This is a genomic window from Photorhabdus hindustanensis (assembly GCF_002968995.1).
Classification (GTDB): Bacteria; Pseudomonadota; Gammaproteobacteria; order Enterobacterales; family Enterobacteriaceae; genus Photorhabdus; species Photorhabdus akhurstii.
In genome coordinates this window covers 100987-115401 of sequence record NZ_PUWT01000014.1, presented here as the reverse complement: position 1 = coordinate 115401, position 14415 = coordinate 100987, and the positions used below count along the sequence as shown (strand labels likewise).

At 44.9% G+C, this 14415-nt stretch carries 17 protein-coding genes and 1 pseudogene; 6 read left to right on the top strand and 12 right to left on the bottom strand.

Going from position 1 to position 14415, the window contains the following annotated elements:
- Nucleotides 1-18 precede the first annotated feature (18 nt).
- Together C6H66_RS06225 and eutA are read right to left on the bottom strand one after the other, a co-directional pair.
- Nucleotides 19-1380: an ethanolamine ammonia-lyase subunit EutB gene (locus C6H66_RS06225; protein ID WP_105395102.1), complete on the bottom strand. Its 1362-nt coding sequence runs from the start codon at nucleotides 1378-1380 to the stop codon at nucleotides 19-21.
- A gap of 12 nt (nucleotides 1381-1392) precedes the next feature.
- Nucleotides 1393-2805 (bottom strand): ethanolamine ammonia-lyase reactivating factor EutA, encoded by a 1413-nt coding sequence (eutA, locus tag C6H66_RS06220; RefSeq protein ID WP_105395101.1) that lies wholly within the window; start codon nucleotides 2803-2805, stop codon nucleotides 1393-1395.
- Nucleotides 2806-3120: 315 nt separating this feature from the next.
- On the opposite strand from eutA, the gene cobA reads away from it, so the two are divergent.
- The 5 genes and pseudogenes from cobA (at nucleotide 3121) to cobO (ending at nucleotide 7121) form a co-directional block, all read left to right on the top strand.
- Entirely contained in the window at nucleotides 3121-3903 is a 783-nt protein-coding gene (gene cobA, locus C6H66_RS06215) for a uroporphyrinogen-III C-methyltransferase (protein WP_036777417.1), read from the top strand.
- A 29-nt stretch (nucleotides 3904-3932) separates the two neighbouring features.
- Nucleotides 3933-5006 carry a threonine-phosphate decarboxylase CobD gene (gene cobD, locus C6H66_RS06210; protein WP_105395100.1) on the top strand — a complete coding sequence of 358 codons (1074 nt, stop codon included), beginning with the start codon at nucleotides 3933-3935 and terminating at the stop codon, nucleotides 5004-5006.
- Nucleotides 4999-5859 carry a GHMP family kinase ATP-binding protein gene (locus C6H66_RS06205; RefSeq protein ID WP_146111025.1) on the top strand — a complete coding sequence of 287 codons (861 nt, stop codon included), beginning with the start codon at nucleotides 4999-5001 and terminating at the stop codon, nucleotides 5857-5859. Before cobD ends, C6H66_RS06205 begins: the two co-directional genes overlap by 8 nt.
- A gap of 19 nt (nucleotides 5860-5878) precedes the next feature.
- Nucleotides 5879-6508: pseudogene (locus C6H66_RS06200) on the top strand (NAD(P)-dependent oxidoreductase); the annotation flags it as partial.
- A gap of 55 nt (nucleotides 6509-6563) precedes the next feature.
- Nucleotides 6564-7121, top strand: coding sequence for a cob(I)yrinic acid a,c-diamide adenosyltransferase (gene cobO, locus C6H66_RS06195; protein ID WP_105395097.1), 558 nt, complete (start codon nucleotides 6564-6566; stop codon nucleotides 7119-7121).
- A gap of 766 nt (nucleotides 7122-7887) precedes the next feature.
- Here cobO and C6H66_RS06190 read toward each other — a convergent pair.
- Together C6H66_RS06190 and C6H66_RS06185 are read right to left on the bottom strand one after the other, a co-directional pair.
- On the bottom strand, nucleotides 7888-8136 hold the full coding sequence (locus C6H66_RS06190) for a helix-turn-helix domain-containing protein (RefSeq protein WP_011147600.1): 249 nt from the start codon (nucleotides 8134-8136) through the stop codon (nucleotides 7888-7890).
- Between the two features lie 70 nt (nucleotides 8137-8206).
- Entirely contained in the window at nucleotides 8207-8479 is a 273-nt protein-coding gene (locus C6H66_RS06185) for a helix-turn-helix domain-containing protein (protein WP_051240231.1), read from the bottom strand.
- 103 nt (nucleotides 8480-8582) lie between these two features.
- Between C6H66_RS06185 and C6H66_RS06180 the strand changes: the two genes are divergently transcribed.
- Nucleotides 8583-8840, top strand: a complete 258-nt coding sequence (locus tag C6H66_RS06180) for a helix-turn-helix domain-containing protein (RefSeq protein WP_065389358.1) — start codon at nucleotides 8583-8585, stop codon at nucleotides 8838-8840.
- A 100-nt stretch (nucleotides 8841-8940) separates the two neighbouring features.
- On the opposite strand, the gene C6H66_RS06175 is transcribed toward C6H66_RS06180, so the two are convergent.
- From C6H66_RS06175 to C6H66_RS06140, 8 genes are read right to left on the bottom strand one after another with little or no spacing between them, the layout of a single operon-like run.
- Nucleotides 8941-9393, bottom strand: coding sequence for a tail fiber assembly protein (locus C6H66_RS06175; RefSeq protein WP_105395096.1), 453 nt, complete (start codon nucleotides 9391-9393; stop codon nucleotides 8941-8943).
- Nucleotides 9394-10371 carry a gp53-like domain-containing protein gene (locus tag C6H66_RS26635; protein WP_248000617.1) on the bottom strand — a complete coding sequence of 326 codons (978 nt, stop codon included), beginning with the start codon at nucleotides 10369-10371 and terminating at the stop codon, nucleotides 9394-9396. It lies immediately after the preceding gene.
- Between the two features lies 1 nt (nucleotide 10372).
- Nucleotides 10373-10948: a phage tail protein I gene (locus C6H66_RS06165; protein ID WP_377312609.1), complete on the bottom strand. Its 576-nt coding sequence runs from the start codon at nucleotides 10946-10948 to the stop codon at nucleotides 10373-10375.
- Nucleotides 10941-12044, bottom strand: coding sequence for a baseplate assembly protein (locus C6H66_RS06160; protein ID WP_105395095.1), 1104 nt, complete (start codon nucleotides 12042-12044; stop codon nucleotides 10941-10943). Before C6H66_RS06160 ends, C6H66_RS06165 begins: the two co-directional genes overlap by 8 nt.
- A complete protein-coding gene (locus tag C6H66_RS06155; protein WP_105395094.1) occupies nucleotides 12035-12388 on the bottom strand; it encodes a GPW/gp25 family protein in 354 nt (117 codons plus the stop codon). Before C6H66_RS06155 ends, C6H66_RS06160 begins: the two co-directional genes overlap by 10 nt.
- A 46-nt stretch (nucleotides 12389-12434) precedes the next feature.
- Complete coding sequence (locus tag C6H66_RS06150; protein ID WP_105395093.1) at nucleotides 12435-13037, bottom strand: phage baseplate assembly protein V; 603 nt, start codon at nucleotides 13035-13037, stop codon at nucleotides 12435-12437.
- The gene (locus C6H66_RS06145; protein WP_105395092.1) at nucleotides 13034-14212 is read right to left on the bottom strand and encodes a phage late control D family protein; all 1179 of its coding nucleotides are present in this window, start codon (nucleotides 14210-14212) and stop codon (nucleotides 13034-13036) included. The genes C6H66_RS06150 and C6H66_RS06145 overlap by 4 nt, the downstream gene beginning before the upstream one ends.
- The gene (locus tag C6H66_RS06140) at nucleotides 14200-14415 is read right to left on the bottom strand and encodes a tail protein X (RefSeq protein ID WP_105395091.1); all 216 of its coding nucleotides are present in this window, start codon (nucleotides 14413-14415) and stop codon (nucleotides 14200-14202) included. The genes C6H66_RS06145 and C6H66_RS06140 overlap by 13 nt, the downstream gene beginning before the upstream one ends.

Genomic DNA, 14415 nt, shown 5'->3' with positions numbered 1-14415 from the left:
ATTTATCTCAGCAAAGAATCAGAAAAAGAACGATGCATCGCCCGCACGTGGTGTTAAGCGGCCATTTGCCATCAGTCCCATATGTTCTAGCCAGCGTTCGAACTCGGGCGACGGACGCAGGTTAAGCAAATGACGAATAGTGGCGGTGTCGTGGAAAGCGGATGTCTGGTAATTGAGCATAATGTCATCACCGAGCGGCATGCCCATGATGAAATTACACCCTGCGGTTGCCAGCAAGATCATCAGGTTTTCATTCTGGTTTTGATCGGAATCTGCGTGGTTGGTGTAGCAGCAGTCACATCCCATTGAGACGCCACTGAGTTTTCCCATAAAGTGATCTTCTAATCCGGCGCGGATAATCTGGCGATCATTGTAGAGGTATTCCGGCCCGATGAAGCCGACAACGGTATTCACCAGAAATGGGTCATAGTGGCGTGCCAAGCCATAGTTTCGTGCCTCCATTGTCACTTGATCAGCGCCAAAGTGAGCGCCGGCGGAGAGAGCGGAGCCTTGTCCAGTTTCAAGATAGAGGCAGTTATCGCCGGCAAGACGGCAATATTCCGCGCCAACGGCACGTGCTTCATCTAACATAGCCAATTCTACGCCAAACTCTTTTAGCCCTTTTTCACTGCCGCAGATACTTTGGAAAATTAAACCACCCGGCGCACCACGCTTAATAGCTTCTATCTGGGTTGTGACGTGGGCTAAAACGCAGCCTTGGGTTGGGATAGCGAATTTGTCGATCACCTCATAGATGGTATCCAGCACGCGAGTCAGGTTTTCCACATCGTCAGTTACCGGATTAACGCCGATGACTGCATCGCCAACGCCAAACGATAGTCCTTCGTAAATCTGAGCCAGAATGCTTTGTACATCGTCGCGGGTATCGTTAGGTTGCAGCCGGGCGCTGAATGTTCCCGGTGTCCCGATGGTGGTATTGGCTTTTTTGATCACCGGCATTTTTTTCGCGCCATAGATCAGGTCCGCATTGGAACTGATTTTTGCCACGGCGGCAACGACTTCAGAACTGATCCCTTTACGCAGAAAGGCGATATCATCCACGCTGGTATCATCGCTTAGTATGTATTCACGCAGTTCACCGATACTCCAGTTTTTTGTGCGGGTGTAGGCAATTTCGTTAATGTCATCCTGAATAATGCGAGTCACGCAATCCTCTTCATAAGGAATGATCGGATTCATGCGAATATCCGCAATCGTCATTTCCGAGAGGACATGTTTAGCCGCGACGCGTTGTTGGGAACTTTCGGCCGCTACCCCGGCTAGCATATCCCCGGAACGCAATTCGTTAGCCATTGCCAGCACCTGTTTGACATCTTTAAACTGATAGGTCTTACCAAAAAGCTGAGTTTTCAATTTCATGTTTACGCTCTCTCAGGAAGGAAAAGCCAGTGATTTGATAGTGACGGGAACCACAGTGCCATTAAATAGTGGCGTGCCAATGTCGATATAATCCCCGGTGCGGGTGATCACTTCATCGATAACCGCCAGCGGCCGTTCTCCCATCAGAGGATGCAACAGCATGCCCAATGCCTTACCAAAATCTTGACCGGCGACGATGAGCAGCGGGTGAGAAGAGGGATAGCGGGCGGCGAAATTCTGTAAAGCGGTAATGCATGTCTGTACGGCGGCATAATTCACCGGCAGGGCGTCGGGTAGGGCCAATGCATATAGATCTTGTTCGGCATTCAGATCCATTTGTGTGAGTGCATGTTGCCAGGCTTCTGCCAGCGATTCAGCGGCTTCTGTGTCAGGGTGGACGACGGGAATGTTGCGTAGTGGTAGTGATAGTGTATCGAGCCAAATGGTGCTACCGGATAATGATAATGTATGAGCACCGGCGCCAATGACGGTAGCACGCACGGTTTGTTTTGGCACTTGCAGTGGTAGTTTGGTGAAATCATTATCACGATGGATAGCTTGCGCCAGCAATGGCCCTAAATCGTGAAAACGGAATAGATCATGATCCGATGCTTCACGATAACACTCTCCTACCCCGCCGGAGAGGGTGACGGCATAGAGTTCATCACAGTTTGACAGCGGTTCGGTCATCAGTAATTGTTGCGTCAGTGGTGTGAGTTGTCCGGTGACGACTTCCCACAGCAATTGCGACATCCGCGTAGCAATTTGCTGTAATTGCGTGGCTGTCAGATGTTGAATATCTGTGTTTTCGCCAAACAGTGAATTAACGATGAGTACTCCGGGCGGATGTGCCCGTAAGACTTTCCCTTGAGGATCGGTTTCTAATAAGCGGCCGCCGACATTTAAGCAAGCGGAGGCGATGAGTCGCCCGGCGTCAAATAGCGCATAGTTGGCTGTGCCGCCGCCGATGTCAATGTTGAGCACTCTGGCCATTTTCTGCTGTGACAACGCTTGAGCGCCGGAACCCAAACCGGCAATCATTGATTCCAGATGTGGTCCCGCTGTTGCGACAACAAAATCCCCTAATTTTTGCGCCAGTGTCATGATCGCAGGGCGTGCATTGCATGTTTTCGCGGTTTCACCCGTAATGATCACCGCGCCGGAGTCGATGCTTTCCGGATCGATGTTTGCTGCCTGATATTGTGCCAGGATCAAGTTGAACAGCTCGTCTTCACGCAATTGTCCGGCGAAGTCTACGGGGGTAAATAACACCGGGCTTTGCCAGATAATCTCGCGGCTAACAAACTCGTAGCGTGGCACTTGTGATACCGCGGCACGGTTCACCAGTGACAGACGCGAGAAGATCACTTGTGTGGTGGTAGTGCCGATGTCAATTCCGACACTGAATAATTCCTTGGATTCCATCGCTACGCCTCTTGTTTGTAATAAGGCGTATGTTGGCATTTTTTTTTTATCAATCAGTATTAAATGTCGTCAATTTGGTTGAAAAGTAAACTGTGGTCACAAAAACATTAGGGGTTATAATAAAAATGGCGTAGATACAAGGTACAGGGCGAAGTTGCTAAGGGAAACAAGCAGATAAAGCTGCAATGTGTCAGGACATATAGTTATCATCAATACATTAATAAAAATGAATAATTATTGATCTTACACCAGATCGTGTTGCTGCCTATCGGTTATATATCTTCAAACAGACTTTCGTTAAGGGTGAGAAAAATGATGAATAGCGGAAAAGTTTGGTTGGTAGGCGCCGGTCCAGGCGATGCGGCGCTGATTACTGTCAGAGGATTGCATTGTATCCGTCAGGCTGAGGCGCTGGTGTATGATCGATTAGTCAGCCCGGACCTGTTATCCGAAGCGCCTGATAACTGCAAAATGATTAATGTCGGCAAAACGCCGAACTATCACCCAGTGCCGCAACGGCAAATAAATCAGATCTTGGTGGAGTGTGCGCAACAAGGGTTAAATGTCGTCCGGCTGAAAGGGGGAGATCCCTATGTGTTTGGCCGTGGTGGTGAAGAAGCGGAAGCTTTGGCGCTGGCGAAAATCCCTTTTGAAGTGGTGCCGGGCATCAGCTCATCAATTGGTGGTCTGGCTTGTGCTGGGATACCGGTCACTCATCGTGATTATGCATCAGGTTTTCATGTTATTACCGGCCATTTGCGTCAGGGAAATGAATCACAGGATTGGGCGACGCTGGCAAAACTGGAAGGCACGCTGGTGATCTTAATGGGCATGACCCAACTGGCGAGTATCTGTGAGCAATTGATCGCAGGCGGTAAAGCGCCGACAACGCCGGCGGCGGTTGTGATGTATGCCAGCCATCAGCAACAACAGGTCGCCAGTGCAACCCTGTTAACTCTGGCTCAACGGGTGGCGGCTCAGGGATTGACTGCGCCAGCGTTGATTGTGATTGGTGATGTGGTGCGTCTGCGGGAAACACTGGCTTTTAGCCGGGATCGTTTGTTGCTCTCTTCCGTTCCATCACTGATGGCACTCTGATTTTTTGTTTAACATTCGGGATCAATTTGATGAGCGAACATGGCGGTAATGTGCTGGAAATGGCGCTGAAAATGGGTGTTACAGTCGAAGAGATAATTGATTTCAGCGCTAATATTAACCCATTAGGGATGCCGGAATCCCTAAAAGCGGCCATTATCGACCAATTAAAATGTGCAGAGTATTACCCTGATACAGAATATCGTCGATTGCATGCAGCGTTAGCACAGATTCATCATTGTACTGCGGAAAACCTGATGGCGGGTAATGGTGCTACCGAATTGATTTATGCTGTGGTGAATTATCTTAAGCCGCGTCGTGCCATGCTCTTGATACCGGGATTTGCTGAATATCGGAAAGCCTTACAACGGGTTGATTGCCAGATTGATGAGTATGTGATGCGTGAAGCTGATGATTATCAGCCTGATCAACGTTTATTGGCGGCATTGGATCGATGTCGCCCTGATTGCCTGTTTCTTGCTACACCCAATAATCCAACCGGTTTAATGCCAGATGCTGCGTTATTGCAGGCGGTATTTGAACGTTGCCGTCAGCATAATATTGCACTGATTTTCGATGAAGCGTTTATCGATTTTCTCCCGGATACTGCCGGATTTATTCCTCAGATAGCGCATTTTCCTCGTCTTTATATTCTGCGTTCACTCACGAAATTTTTTGCTATTCCGGGGCTGCGCCTTGGTTATCTGGTCAGTAGTGATGTCACGGGGATTCGGGCAATGAAGCGCTGGCGGGAACCGTGGACGATTAATGCTTTCGCGGCATTGGCCGGTGAAACTGTTCTTAATGATAAGGCTTACATTCAAGCAACACACCGCTGGTTAGCTGAACAACAACGTTGGCTTTATCAGGCGTTGACCGCATTACCGGCATTGCGTGTTTGGCCTCCTGCGGCAAATTATATCTTCCTGCATTGTCTGCGCCCGGAAATTAATCTTCAACAAGCATTGTTGAAACAGAGAATACTGATTCGCCATTGTGCTAACTATCCTGGCTTGGACGCGGCTTATTATCGGGTCGCCATCAAGGGTGAGCATGATAATCGCCGTCTGGTATCGGCGTTACATCAGGTATTCAATTATGGCTAAAGCGCGTTGTCCCGCATCGTGTGGTGAACTTATCCAAGGGTGGATACTTGGTGGTGAGAAATTGATCTCTTGTCCGGTGAATTGGTTTAGCGAGGTGTCTGTTACAGATGGCGTGCCGGGAAAAAATGAACGTCCTCGCATGCGTCAAATGATGAAAACTGTACTGGCGTATTTTGGTTTATCGGTGGAGATGGCGCGAGGTTTACGGCTCTCCTTTACTTCTACGATCCCAGTAGCAAAAGGGCTGGCAAGTAGTACCGCTGATATTGCCGCCACGGCGCTGGCGACGGCGCGTTATTTTGGGGAAACACTTGATGAAACGACTCTGGCTGGCTTTTGCGTACAGCTTGAGCCTACTGATAGCACGTTATTCAGCCAACTTACCTTGTTTGATCATCAAACGGCTGCTACTCGGATTGCTTGTGACTGGCAGCCATCTATCGATATTTTGTTATTGGAAAGCCCGGAAACTTTGATCACGGCTGATTATCACCGTTTAGATCGCCATCCGGTATTACTGGAGAATGCCGCAGTGCTAGAGCATGCCTGGAGACTATTTTGTCAGGCTGTGACTACCCAGAATTGCTGGCGATTGGGAGAAGCCACAACACTCAGTGCACAGGCCAGTCAAAAGTTGTTGGTAAAACCGGCGTTTGACAGTTTGTTGGAACTAGTGGAACGGAGTGGGATCTACGGGCTGAATGTTGCTCATAGTGGCAGTATTGTCGGGTTATTGTGCGATCGCAGCCATCATGATGTTGAGTATCTATGCTGGTGGCTGAAACACCGAGGCATAACGCGTTTTTATCCTCGCCAGCACTTGCTGACCATGATACCGGGTGGTGTGCGTTAACTGTAGGAGGGGACTTATGTTGGATTATTTGCCGATGTTTTGTCAGGTCCGGGATAAAACCTGTCTGTTGGTTGGAGGAGGTCAGGTAGCGGAGCGTAAAGCGCGTCTATTATTAGATGCCGGTGCGCATCTATTAGTTAACGCACGGGAATTCACCCCTCAATTTAAGCTATGGGGGGAAACTGACCAAGTGACACTTATTCATGGAGAGTTTGAGCCTTACTGGCTTGAGCATTGTTGGCTGGTTATTGCCGCTACTAATGATGCGGTGGTGAATGGCTATGTGAGTGATTGTGCGACGGTGCGCCGCATTTTTTGCAATGTGGTGGATGAGCCACAGCAAGCCAGTTTTATCACACCGTCAGTGATTGATCGTTCACCACTGGTGATTGCTATCTCCTCCGGTGGCAATGCGCCGGTATTGGTCAGGTTATGGCGTGAAAAACTCGAACGGTTGTTACCGATGCATCTTGGTCGTCTGGCCGCTTACGGTGGAACACTTCGTCAGCGGGTAAAACGACACTTTCATCATTTGGCGGCACGTCGTCGCTTTTGGGAACGGTTTTTTACTAATGAGCGATTAATGCAATCGCTGGTGAGTCAAGATCGTCAACAAGTCGATCGGGTAGTAGAAACATTATTCTCTGAGTCAACTCAAGCAAATACAGACAAAACAAACTGACTAAGATATTGGAGCCAGATAAATGAGTGAGGAGCGATATAAACAGAGAAAACAGCGGCAAAAAGAGAGATTTATGGCACAAGTTTCAGCCGCTCAGGAAAGCCGAGGAATTGTCATTATCTATACCGGTAACGGCAGAGGGAGAACCACCGCAGCAATGGGGACGGTTACACGAGCGTTGGGTCATGGATTAAAGGCCGGCATTGTCCAATTTATTAAGGATGAATGGTCAGCCGGTGAACGTGTTTTGTTACAGCGGCATGGAGTAGAATTTCAATTAATATCAATGAACTTGACTGGAGAAATTCACAATCGTACTAAGAATATTGCCGCTTGTACTGAGGTTTGGCAGCATGCGTTGCACATGATGCGTGATCCTGAATTATCATTGGTAGTGCTTAACGAATTGGCTTGCGTGATAAACAACAGTTATCTATTACTCGATGAAATTATCGAGGCATTAAACGGACGGCCAATTAATCAGACGGTGATAATTACCGGACAAGATTACCCTGCTGAATTAATTGAACTGGCAGATACGGTCACTGAAATGCGTCCTGTAAAATATGTTTTCACTTAATTATGCGTTTTCCAGTCATCACATCAGATAAAGAGTGATTCACATTTTTATCTTGTTTAACCAGTGCATTAATTTTTCTCATGGTGATATTTGATACTGTTGATGCCGCGCGCGATAAATTTCGCTTATCCGCTCGATAAATAAAGCGACAATTGCGTTTCATCTATTGAAAAATTTTTACACAAAATGCACAGTACAGAATGAAATGCCTAACCAAATGAAAATGATTGGAATGCATTCAGCTATGATTTTAGCTGAACTTGAACCTACCTCTAATGTAAAGCTATCTTAGCCTTATAAACCTCTATCTTGAGACTAAGAAGTTATTAAGAAGCGCCTGACAAATTCACCTAACCGAACGAGAAGAATGAGAGTATAGATAGGAAAAACGTGAAGTCATTTTTGGAATTCAGCATATAAGTTAGCAATACGCAACGCGTAAAAATCGTTGGTCAAACTAAGGGAGCCGAAGCTCCGAAAATTTGGGAAATCGCTATAGCTGAAAAGGCCGACCTTATGACCTCATAAACCAGCCCCCCTCTCTAACCTGGAGCGGAACCTGTTTAGCTATATCTATCTGCGCAAAAGGAGCGCAGATAGCTCCAATTATAGTGTTAGCCAAGTAAAACGTGTATAGACACTGCATAACACGGAGTACAAAAAACAACTCTAGGGATATAAACCCTAATTGTTCTATCACATAGTTAACTATGTGAATCCCTCTTTAGCTACGCTATCTGATGAAACTAGCATAGATAGAAAGTTATCAGCATATCGAGGAATATTTTCTTGGGATTCTTTTTATGAGAACACTTGGCTCTAATGATAACAAATGTGCTATATGAACAAATTCCACAACATCCAATCTTCTTTCACCATTCTCAACTTTCGCAATAAACGATTGAGGGCGATCTAGCGCTTGAGCTAAATTCTCTTGCGTGACCCCCTTTGCTATACGAGCCTCACGGAGTGCTTTTATAACTATTTGATATTCATCAGAGTAAATTGAAACCATATATTCAATCCTACTAAACATTTAGGATTAAATATCAATCGATTGTTGATTTATACCAAAATGGGATTTTTTATTTTATAAGCTCTGCTCGTTTTGGCTTTTTAGGTGGTTTTTTGAACAGTATTTTTTCTAAAATTAGCCCATGATCGACAGATAGCAAGTGTGCTATATGCACAAATTCAACTACATCCAACCTTCTTTCACCATTTTCAATTTTAGCAATAAATGATTGAGGTCGATCTAAGGCTTGAGCCAATCTTTTTTGAGTAATACCTTTTTCTATCCTAGCCTTACGAAGAGCGTTTATAACCATTTGATATTCATATGAATAAATAGATGCCATTTCTTTAACCTTGATTAATATCCCAAAATCGAATATCAACCATTTACTTAAATATCCCAAAATAGGATAATTCATGCGTTTGTTATATGGAGATATAAAGGAAATGAATAAAAAAGATTGGCATACCGCCGACATTATCGCTGCCTTACGTAAGCTCGGCACTACCTTAGCAGCGGTATCACGTAAGGAGGGACTTAGCTCATCTACATTAGCTAATGCTCTATCACGACCTTGGCCTAAAGGAGAGTGGATTATTGCGAACAATCTCGGAGTACATCCCTCAGAAATTTGGCCAAGCCGATATTTTGACGAGAATGGACAACCTATTGAACGAGTTATCCGAAATAATTCTTCCAGGTGACTAATTCTCAACTAAATGGTCTAAGTTCGGTATAATATCGAACCTAGGCCATGTTAGCTGCTTAGACTGTCTGACTATTGGGGCCAGTTTATTGCAGCCCTTATTCTATTACTCTGGGTTTTTCGGGCCAATAAATATCTGGCGCTAAGTTAGCATCAACACGGTTCAGCAATACCCTATATTTTTTCAAAGCGGTCAACCGAGAATTTTCCTCATCACTCGCCATCCCCAAATCTACAGCATCTTGTAACGGAGCTATCTGTTTACTTACAGTGAACATAAGTTGCTGTTTCTTATGTTCTGCTTGTTGCTGCTGTTCCTGCCTAAGTTTTATCACACCGCTTTCTGATATTATCCACTTTTCACCATCGTATTTATGATAAACGGACGGGGCGCGTTCAGTAAGCACTGGATAACCCTCTTTATTACTGACAATTGACAAACCGTGTGACTGCCCTGTAAGTAATTCATTGTGTTTTTCTGCTGTTATTTCAACACATTCTTCATGAGAGTCACTATAAAAAGCGCCTTCTTTTCTGGAGAAATAAACCATTTATACCCCCCAAAATAATATATGAACAACTTTGCTTGGATTCTCATTGTTGTTGGGAGTGCCAGCTTGATATTCAAACGTCGATAATGTTGCATTACGTACTAATGTGTGACCTGTTGATGTATTGATACTCGACATGCTTGCGACATAGCCAATAAACTGACATTTAAAAGAAATTGGATAATTGACTTTTACCCATGACTGTTGGTTTGATGCAACTTTAACCCATTGAATAATTATTCCCGTATCCCCGCATTGCCACCAGCCATTTTCAGATTTTATAGCTGCGTTTTGCAATGCGAGTGTACCGCTTCGCTCAGGTATTAATATATTATAACGTCGCTGATTGCTCGGATCGTTAGAATAAATATGTAACAATTTTCCTTCCGAACCATTAATTCCTACCATATACCCATCTTTCGATTTGAAACGTAGCTCAGGAAAAGGAGTTTTACTATCAATTAATAAACTACCAACGGTTGCAGTTTTATCGCTAGAAATACGCAAGAAAGTGTTATCGCTCTCAGATTTAGCATAACTTCCCACATCCCCGGCATTCAATGAAATATCAGATGACAACGCTTTCCCATTCACTTTACGAATGGATGGTACTCGGCTATTAGCGTTGTTATTTGCTGCTATAGCACTTTGATTCGCCGTATCCGTCAGTGATTGCACAAATGCTGTTGTTGCAATCTGAGTATTATTAGCGTTTTTAGCAGGTGTGGGGGCGATTGGCGTTCCTGTGAAAATGGGACTGGCTTTCGGTGCATACTGAGTATGCGGGTCTTTCGCTTCGGTGTGCTCTTTCAGCTCATTCCCATTTTGTTCTAGCTTCTGTTTAAGATAGCTTGTGCGGTTGGCCAACTGTTTAGCCTGCCGATTGGAAATACCATCAGGCCCGCCTAACACTGGGTCTGAGGTTTCTATCTGATACACGCCCTCTGACCACTGTGGGGTTTCCGGCAAATTAGCCATTTTAACTGCTCCCATAATTGTAACTACCGTCATAACTGACAGTATTGTTGTAACGAATTGATACAGACTGATATTCCAAGCTGGCAAGGTGGCAGCGTGCAGGCGCAAACGCTGCCAGTGTAGTGCGCAGTAGCGAGGCTTGATCATTGGTAATAGGTTGTTGAAGTATGACGCGATAATCTGCCCAGGATGTTGAATCGCCATGAATATAATTACCGTTATGGCTGGCATGACCGTCATAATTGATTTGACCAGTGCTTTCAATTAAATCAATTTCACCAAACCCAAAACGACGGATAATTTCACGAATTGACCACGGTGTGCCTTTATAGCGATGCAATTCTATAGCTGATTTGATTAACGTGCGGCGAGCATTGTCTGATTCGACAAGCTCCCAGCCATCGCCAAATAGGGAGAATTGATTTGCCAGCCAATGCAGCGTGCTGCTATCGACAGTATCAATGAGATAAACCATTAATTGGGTTAAATCGATATCATCAAAACGAGAGGCCAACTGACCTAATGCACGCATACTGATATCAGCTTCTAGTGGAGGTGGTAGATGTAACTTAACCATCAGCGACTCCAGTGACCACAACAGTGATACCGATACAGTTCGCCCATTCATTTTCATCTACAATCTGAAACGTGGGAGACTCCAGTACGACTTGATAGACGCCAGAAACAGACAATGTTGAGATGATTTGGCTGGGAACAATATCCTTTCCTAACATTGTTGCTCGTTCAGCTACCCATGTTTGTATGGCTTGTTCTGCTGCCGATTGAATACCAGGTGCATTAACGCCACTGTACAAGGTCAGTTTCGCCTTGATGGTATAATCAACCTTCACGGGAGGTTTTGCATATACAGTGTCAGTCAACGGGCGGATTTTTTCATCAGAACAAAAACTTTTCACCAGCGTTAAAATGCTTTCATCTGGCAACCCCGTCGCCAATAGTGGAAACAGTTCAACAACACCCGGAATGGGAGACATGACTGCGACATCAACAATATTGGGATGGGCACGCATGGCATGAAAACGATAAGCCTGACGACTGCCCGCATTAGTAAACGATTCAGGGGCCATCTTGATTCGTACACGTAGCCTCTCGTCACTTTCCTCTGCCGAACCACCACTGCTCACTATTGTGTTGGTCACTTGCAGGTCAATGTCGTCGATTTCATCCAACAATGTACTAATTTGTGCTGGTTGCCAGCTATTCCCTGATAATCCAGTATCTGTACAAGTAGCTGTGACATTAACGAACCGTGTGCCGACTTTCAGAACAGCATCTGTATTAGTAGCAAAAATAATACTGTCCGATGCATTAACACGAGTTCCAACTGGAATGAGTACATCTTGCTCTAATGCTTCATCAACACTAAATTGCAATATTGTATGCGCCGGTTGGGCGGATAGCCGATATACTCCGACCAATTCCCCTAAGTAGTCCAAAATGGGCGCACGGGCAAACTCGACCAAATTCTGCTTGGCGGCTTCCTGAACTTGCATTCTGGTCAGTGCTTCACGATATGCAAATAAATTGATCAGCAGGCGTTCTGCCTGTGCTGGGTACAAAGTCTTACCTACATCAGCTTCATATTTTGCGATCATTTCGGTTGTGATTTTTTCTACATCACGCTCGATAAAATCAGGTTCTGTCAGCGCCATAGCAACTCCGTAGATTGTGTAATGCCATCAACTGCTGTCCAATTCACACGCAGAGTTAGATGCTCTCCATTGACAGTTGGTTTCACGGAGAGCAACTGGCAACGAGGTTCCCAATGTGTAATAGCATCAACAGATTCCCTGACAACGTGGGGAATCGCGCGGTCTATTGGGTAATCCATATAAAGGTGCAAGTTACTGCCGAATTCTGGTCGATGTGGATCACTGCCACGTGGTGTACGTAGAATAATGAGTATTGCTTGGGCGATATCATCCAGCCCACAGGCAATTTTGCCTGAGTTCTGGAGAGCGGGTTGCCAAAAAACAGAATGTGAGTTCGTATTCATAGGGGACAGTATTATCCCCTGTAGGTATATCTAATATTAAAGGTGTTTAAAGAAATTCATGAAAATGATGATTCGAGTTACCGCCTTCATCCATGATGCTACCTGTTGCATGGATGTTGCCATCGATGCTGACATTACCCTGAATGTTCGTAGTACCATTACCACCAGAACCCGACAGCCCATTTTGATAGATTAATTGACCTTTCACTAACATATTTCCGGTTACGATTGTTTCCGGCGCATCAATAGTTGCCTGCTGTGTATAAATAACAACATTGGCTCCCACCCCAATTTTAATGTGCTGAATGCCGCCATTAATAGTCAGGGTGTGTGAGGTACGATCATAGTAAAAAGCCGCATCATCTGCATAAGTTACACCACGGATATTTTTATTGTTAGCAAGTGGTTTATCAACACTGGAATAGATAGCACCTAAAATAACACCATCTTCACCATTGGCATCCAATAATACTTCAACTTGTTCCCCAACATCGGGCAACCAATAGTCTTTGTTATTCTGGGTATTGCGCTGCAACACATTCAGCCAGTTAGTACGCATATTATCGTATTCAGGCAATCGCACGCGGGCACGAACAGTAGCAGGATCTACGGCGCTAATTGTGCCGACTTGACGAGTTATGCTGCTCATTTAGATTCCTCCTTGATGATTGTGTCGGAAGAACCATCGGGCTTATATACAACCAATTTCTGAGTCTTACCCCTTTTACCTTTCTTAGATTTACTTGATGTAACAGGGCCACGAGCAACTTCAAGTTCGGTTATATATCCACTGTTGCGATCAAAAGAGTGGTGAGCTGAGGTAATTAACCATTGCCCAGATAACTTGCCAAATTCAACCAACTCAATTTTATTTCCGGCGGTTAACTGAGGGGTACCCACCAATGAAAGTGAGCCGTTCTGCTGGTACTCATTATGTGAATCCAGTGCTGACGTGGCCTTTATTTCAGCGCTATCTTTGTTAGCAGCCCGGCTGTTTACTTTTAAGGTATCTGCGCTGGTTTCTTTACCGCTACTTTTGTCTTTTGGATTGGACTGATTACTTACACTGGTCGTGCCATCAGCTTCATAGACAATCAACTTTTTATCATCAGCCTTTTGGTGCTTCACTTTAGCTTTTTTATAGATTTTATTAATCGTGTCCCGCAGTGAAAATTGGGTAACATCACGAGGGTGTAATTTTTTTATGGGTTCTTGGCAGCGCAAACTGGCTAAGTGGGAGAAAATTAGCTGTTCACTGACAACCTTAACGGCATAACCATATTCACCGGCCAGTCGTTTCAAGAACGCCACATCGGTTTCAGAATATTGTGTCACCCTGTCAATCTTGATGATTTCGATACTGCCGATCAGCTTTAACTGATGTTTCTTAGCGATGCGGTTAGCAATAGCTGCCAGAGTTGTATTCTCAAATCCACGGTTAGATTTGGTACGCAATGCTGTATTGATAGACGTTGCTACACCTCGAACAGATACAATAGAAGGAGGGATACTGACTTCAATTTCATCAATATAGAATGAGCCACAATTCAGTAATCGTTCTCCGAAATAGCCCAACTTCAATGTCAACGTATCACCTTTGCCCGGATACCATTTATCCAACCAGCGACCATCAGTATCATCCAACTCTACCTCTATTTCATCAGATTCGCTTTTGATGTTGTCGGTATAGCTGACACGAGTGACATAAGGAGTGATGTCATTTGTGATATCTTTTTGCAAATATCGTAACGTGAATGTTGGACTTAAAATCTCTGAGACACCCGTTATAGATGGTGTTTGCTTGGAATCAATTATCTCAGCCACGGTGGTGTATCCTCTTCAGTTACTACATTATTGTCAGCGTCAATGATAGGGATCAACAATACGATCCCAGATGGCAATACAGGTGTAACTGCAACGTGCGGATTGGCAGCAATTATGCGAGCGTAACCTAAAGGGTCACCATAATAATGGTGAGCCAATAAATCCCATCTATCTCCCTCTTTCGTTATGTGTTCAAGAAACAT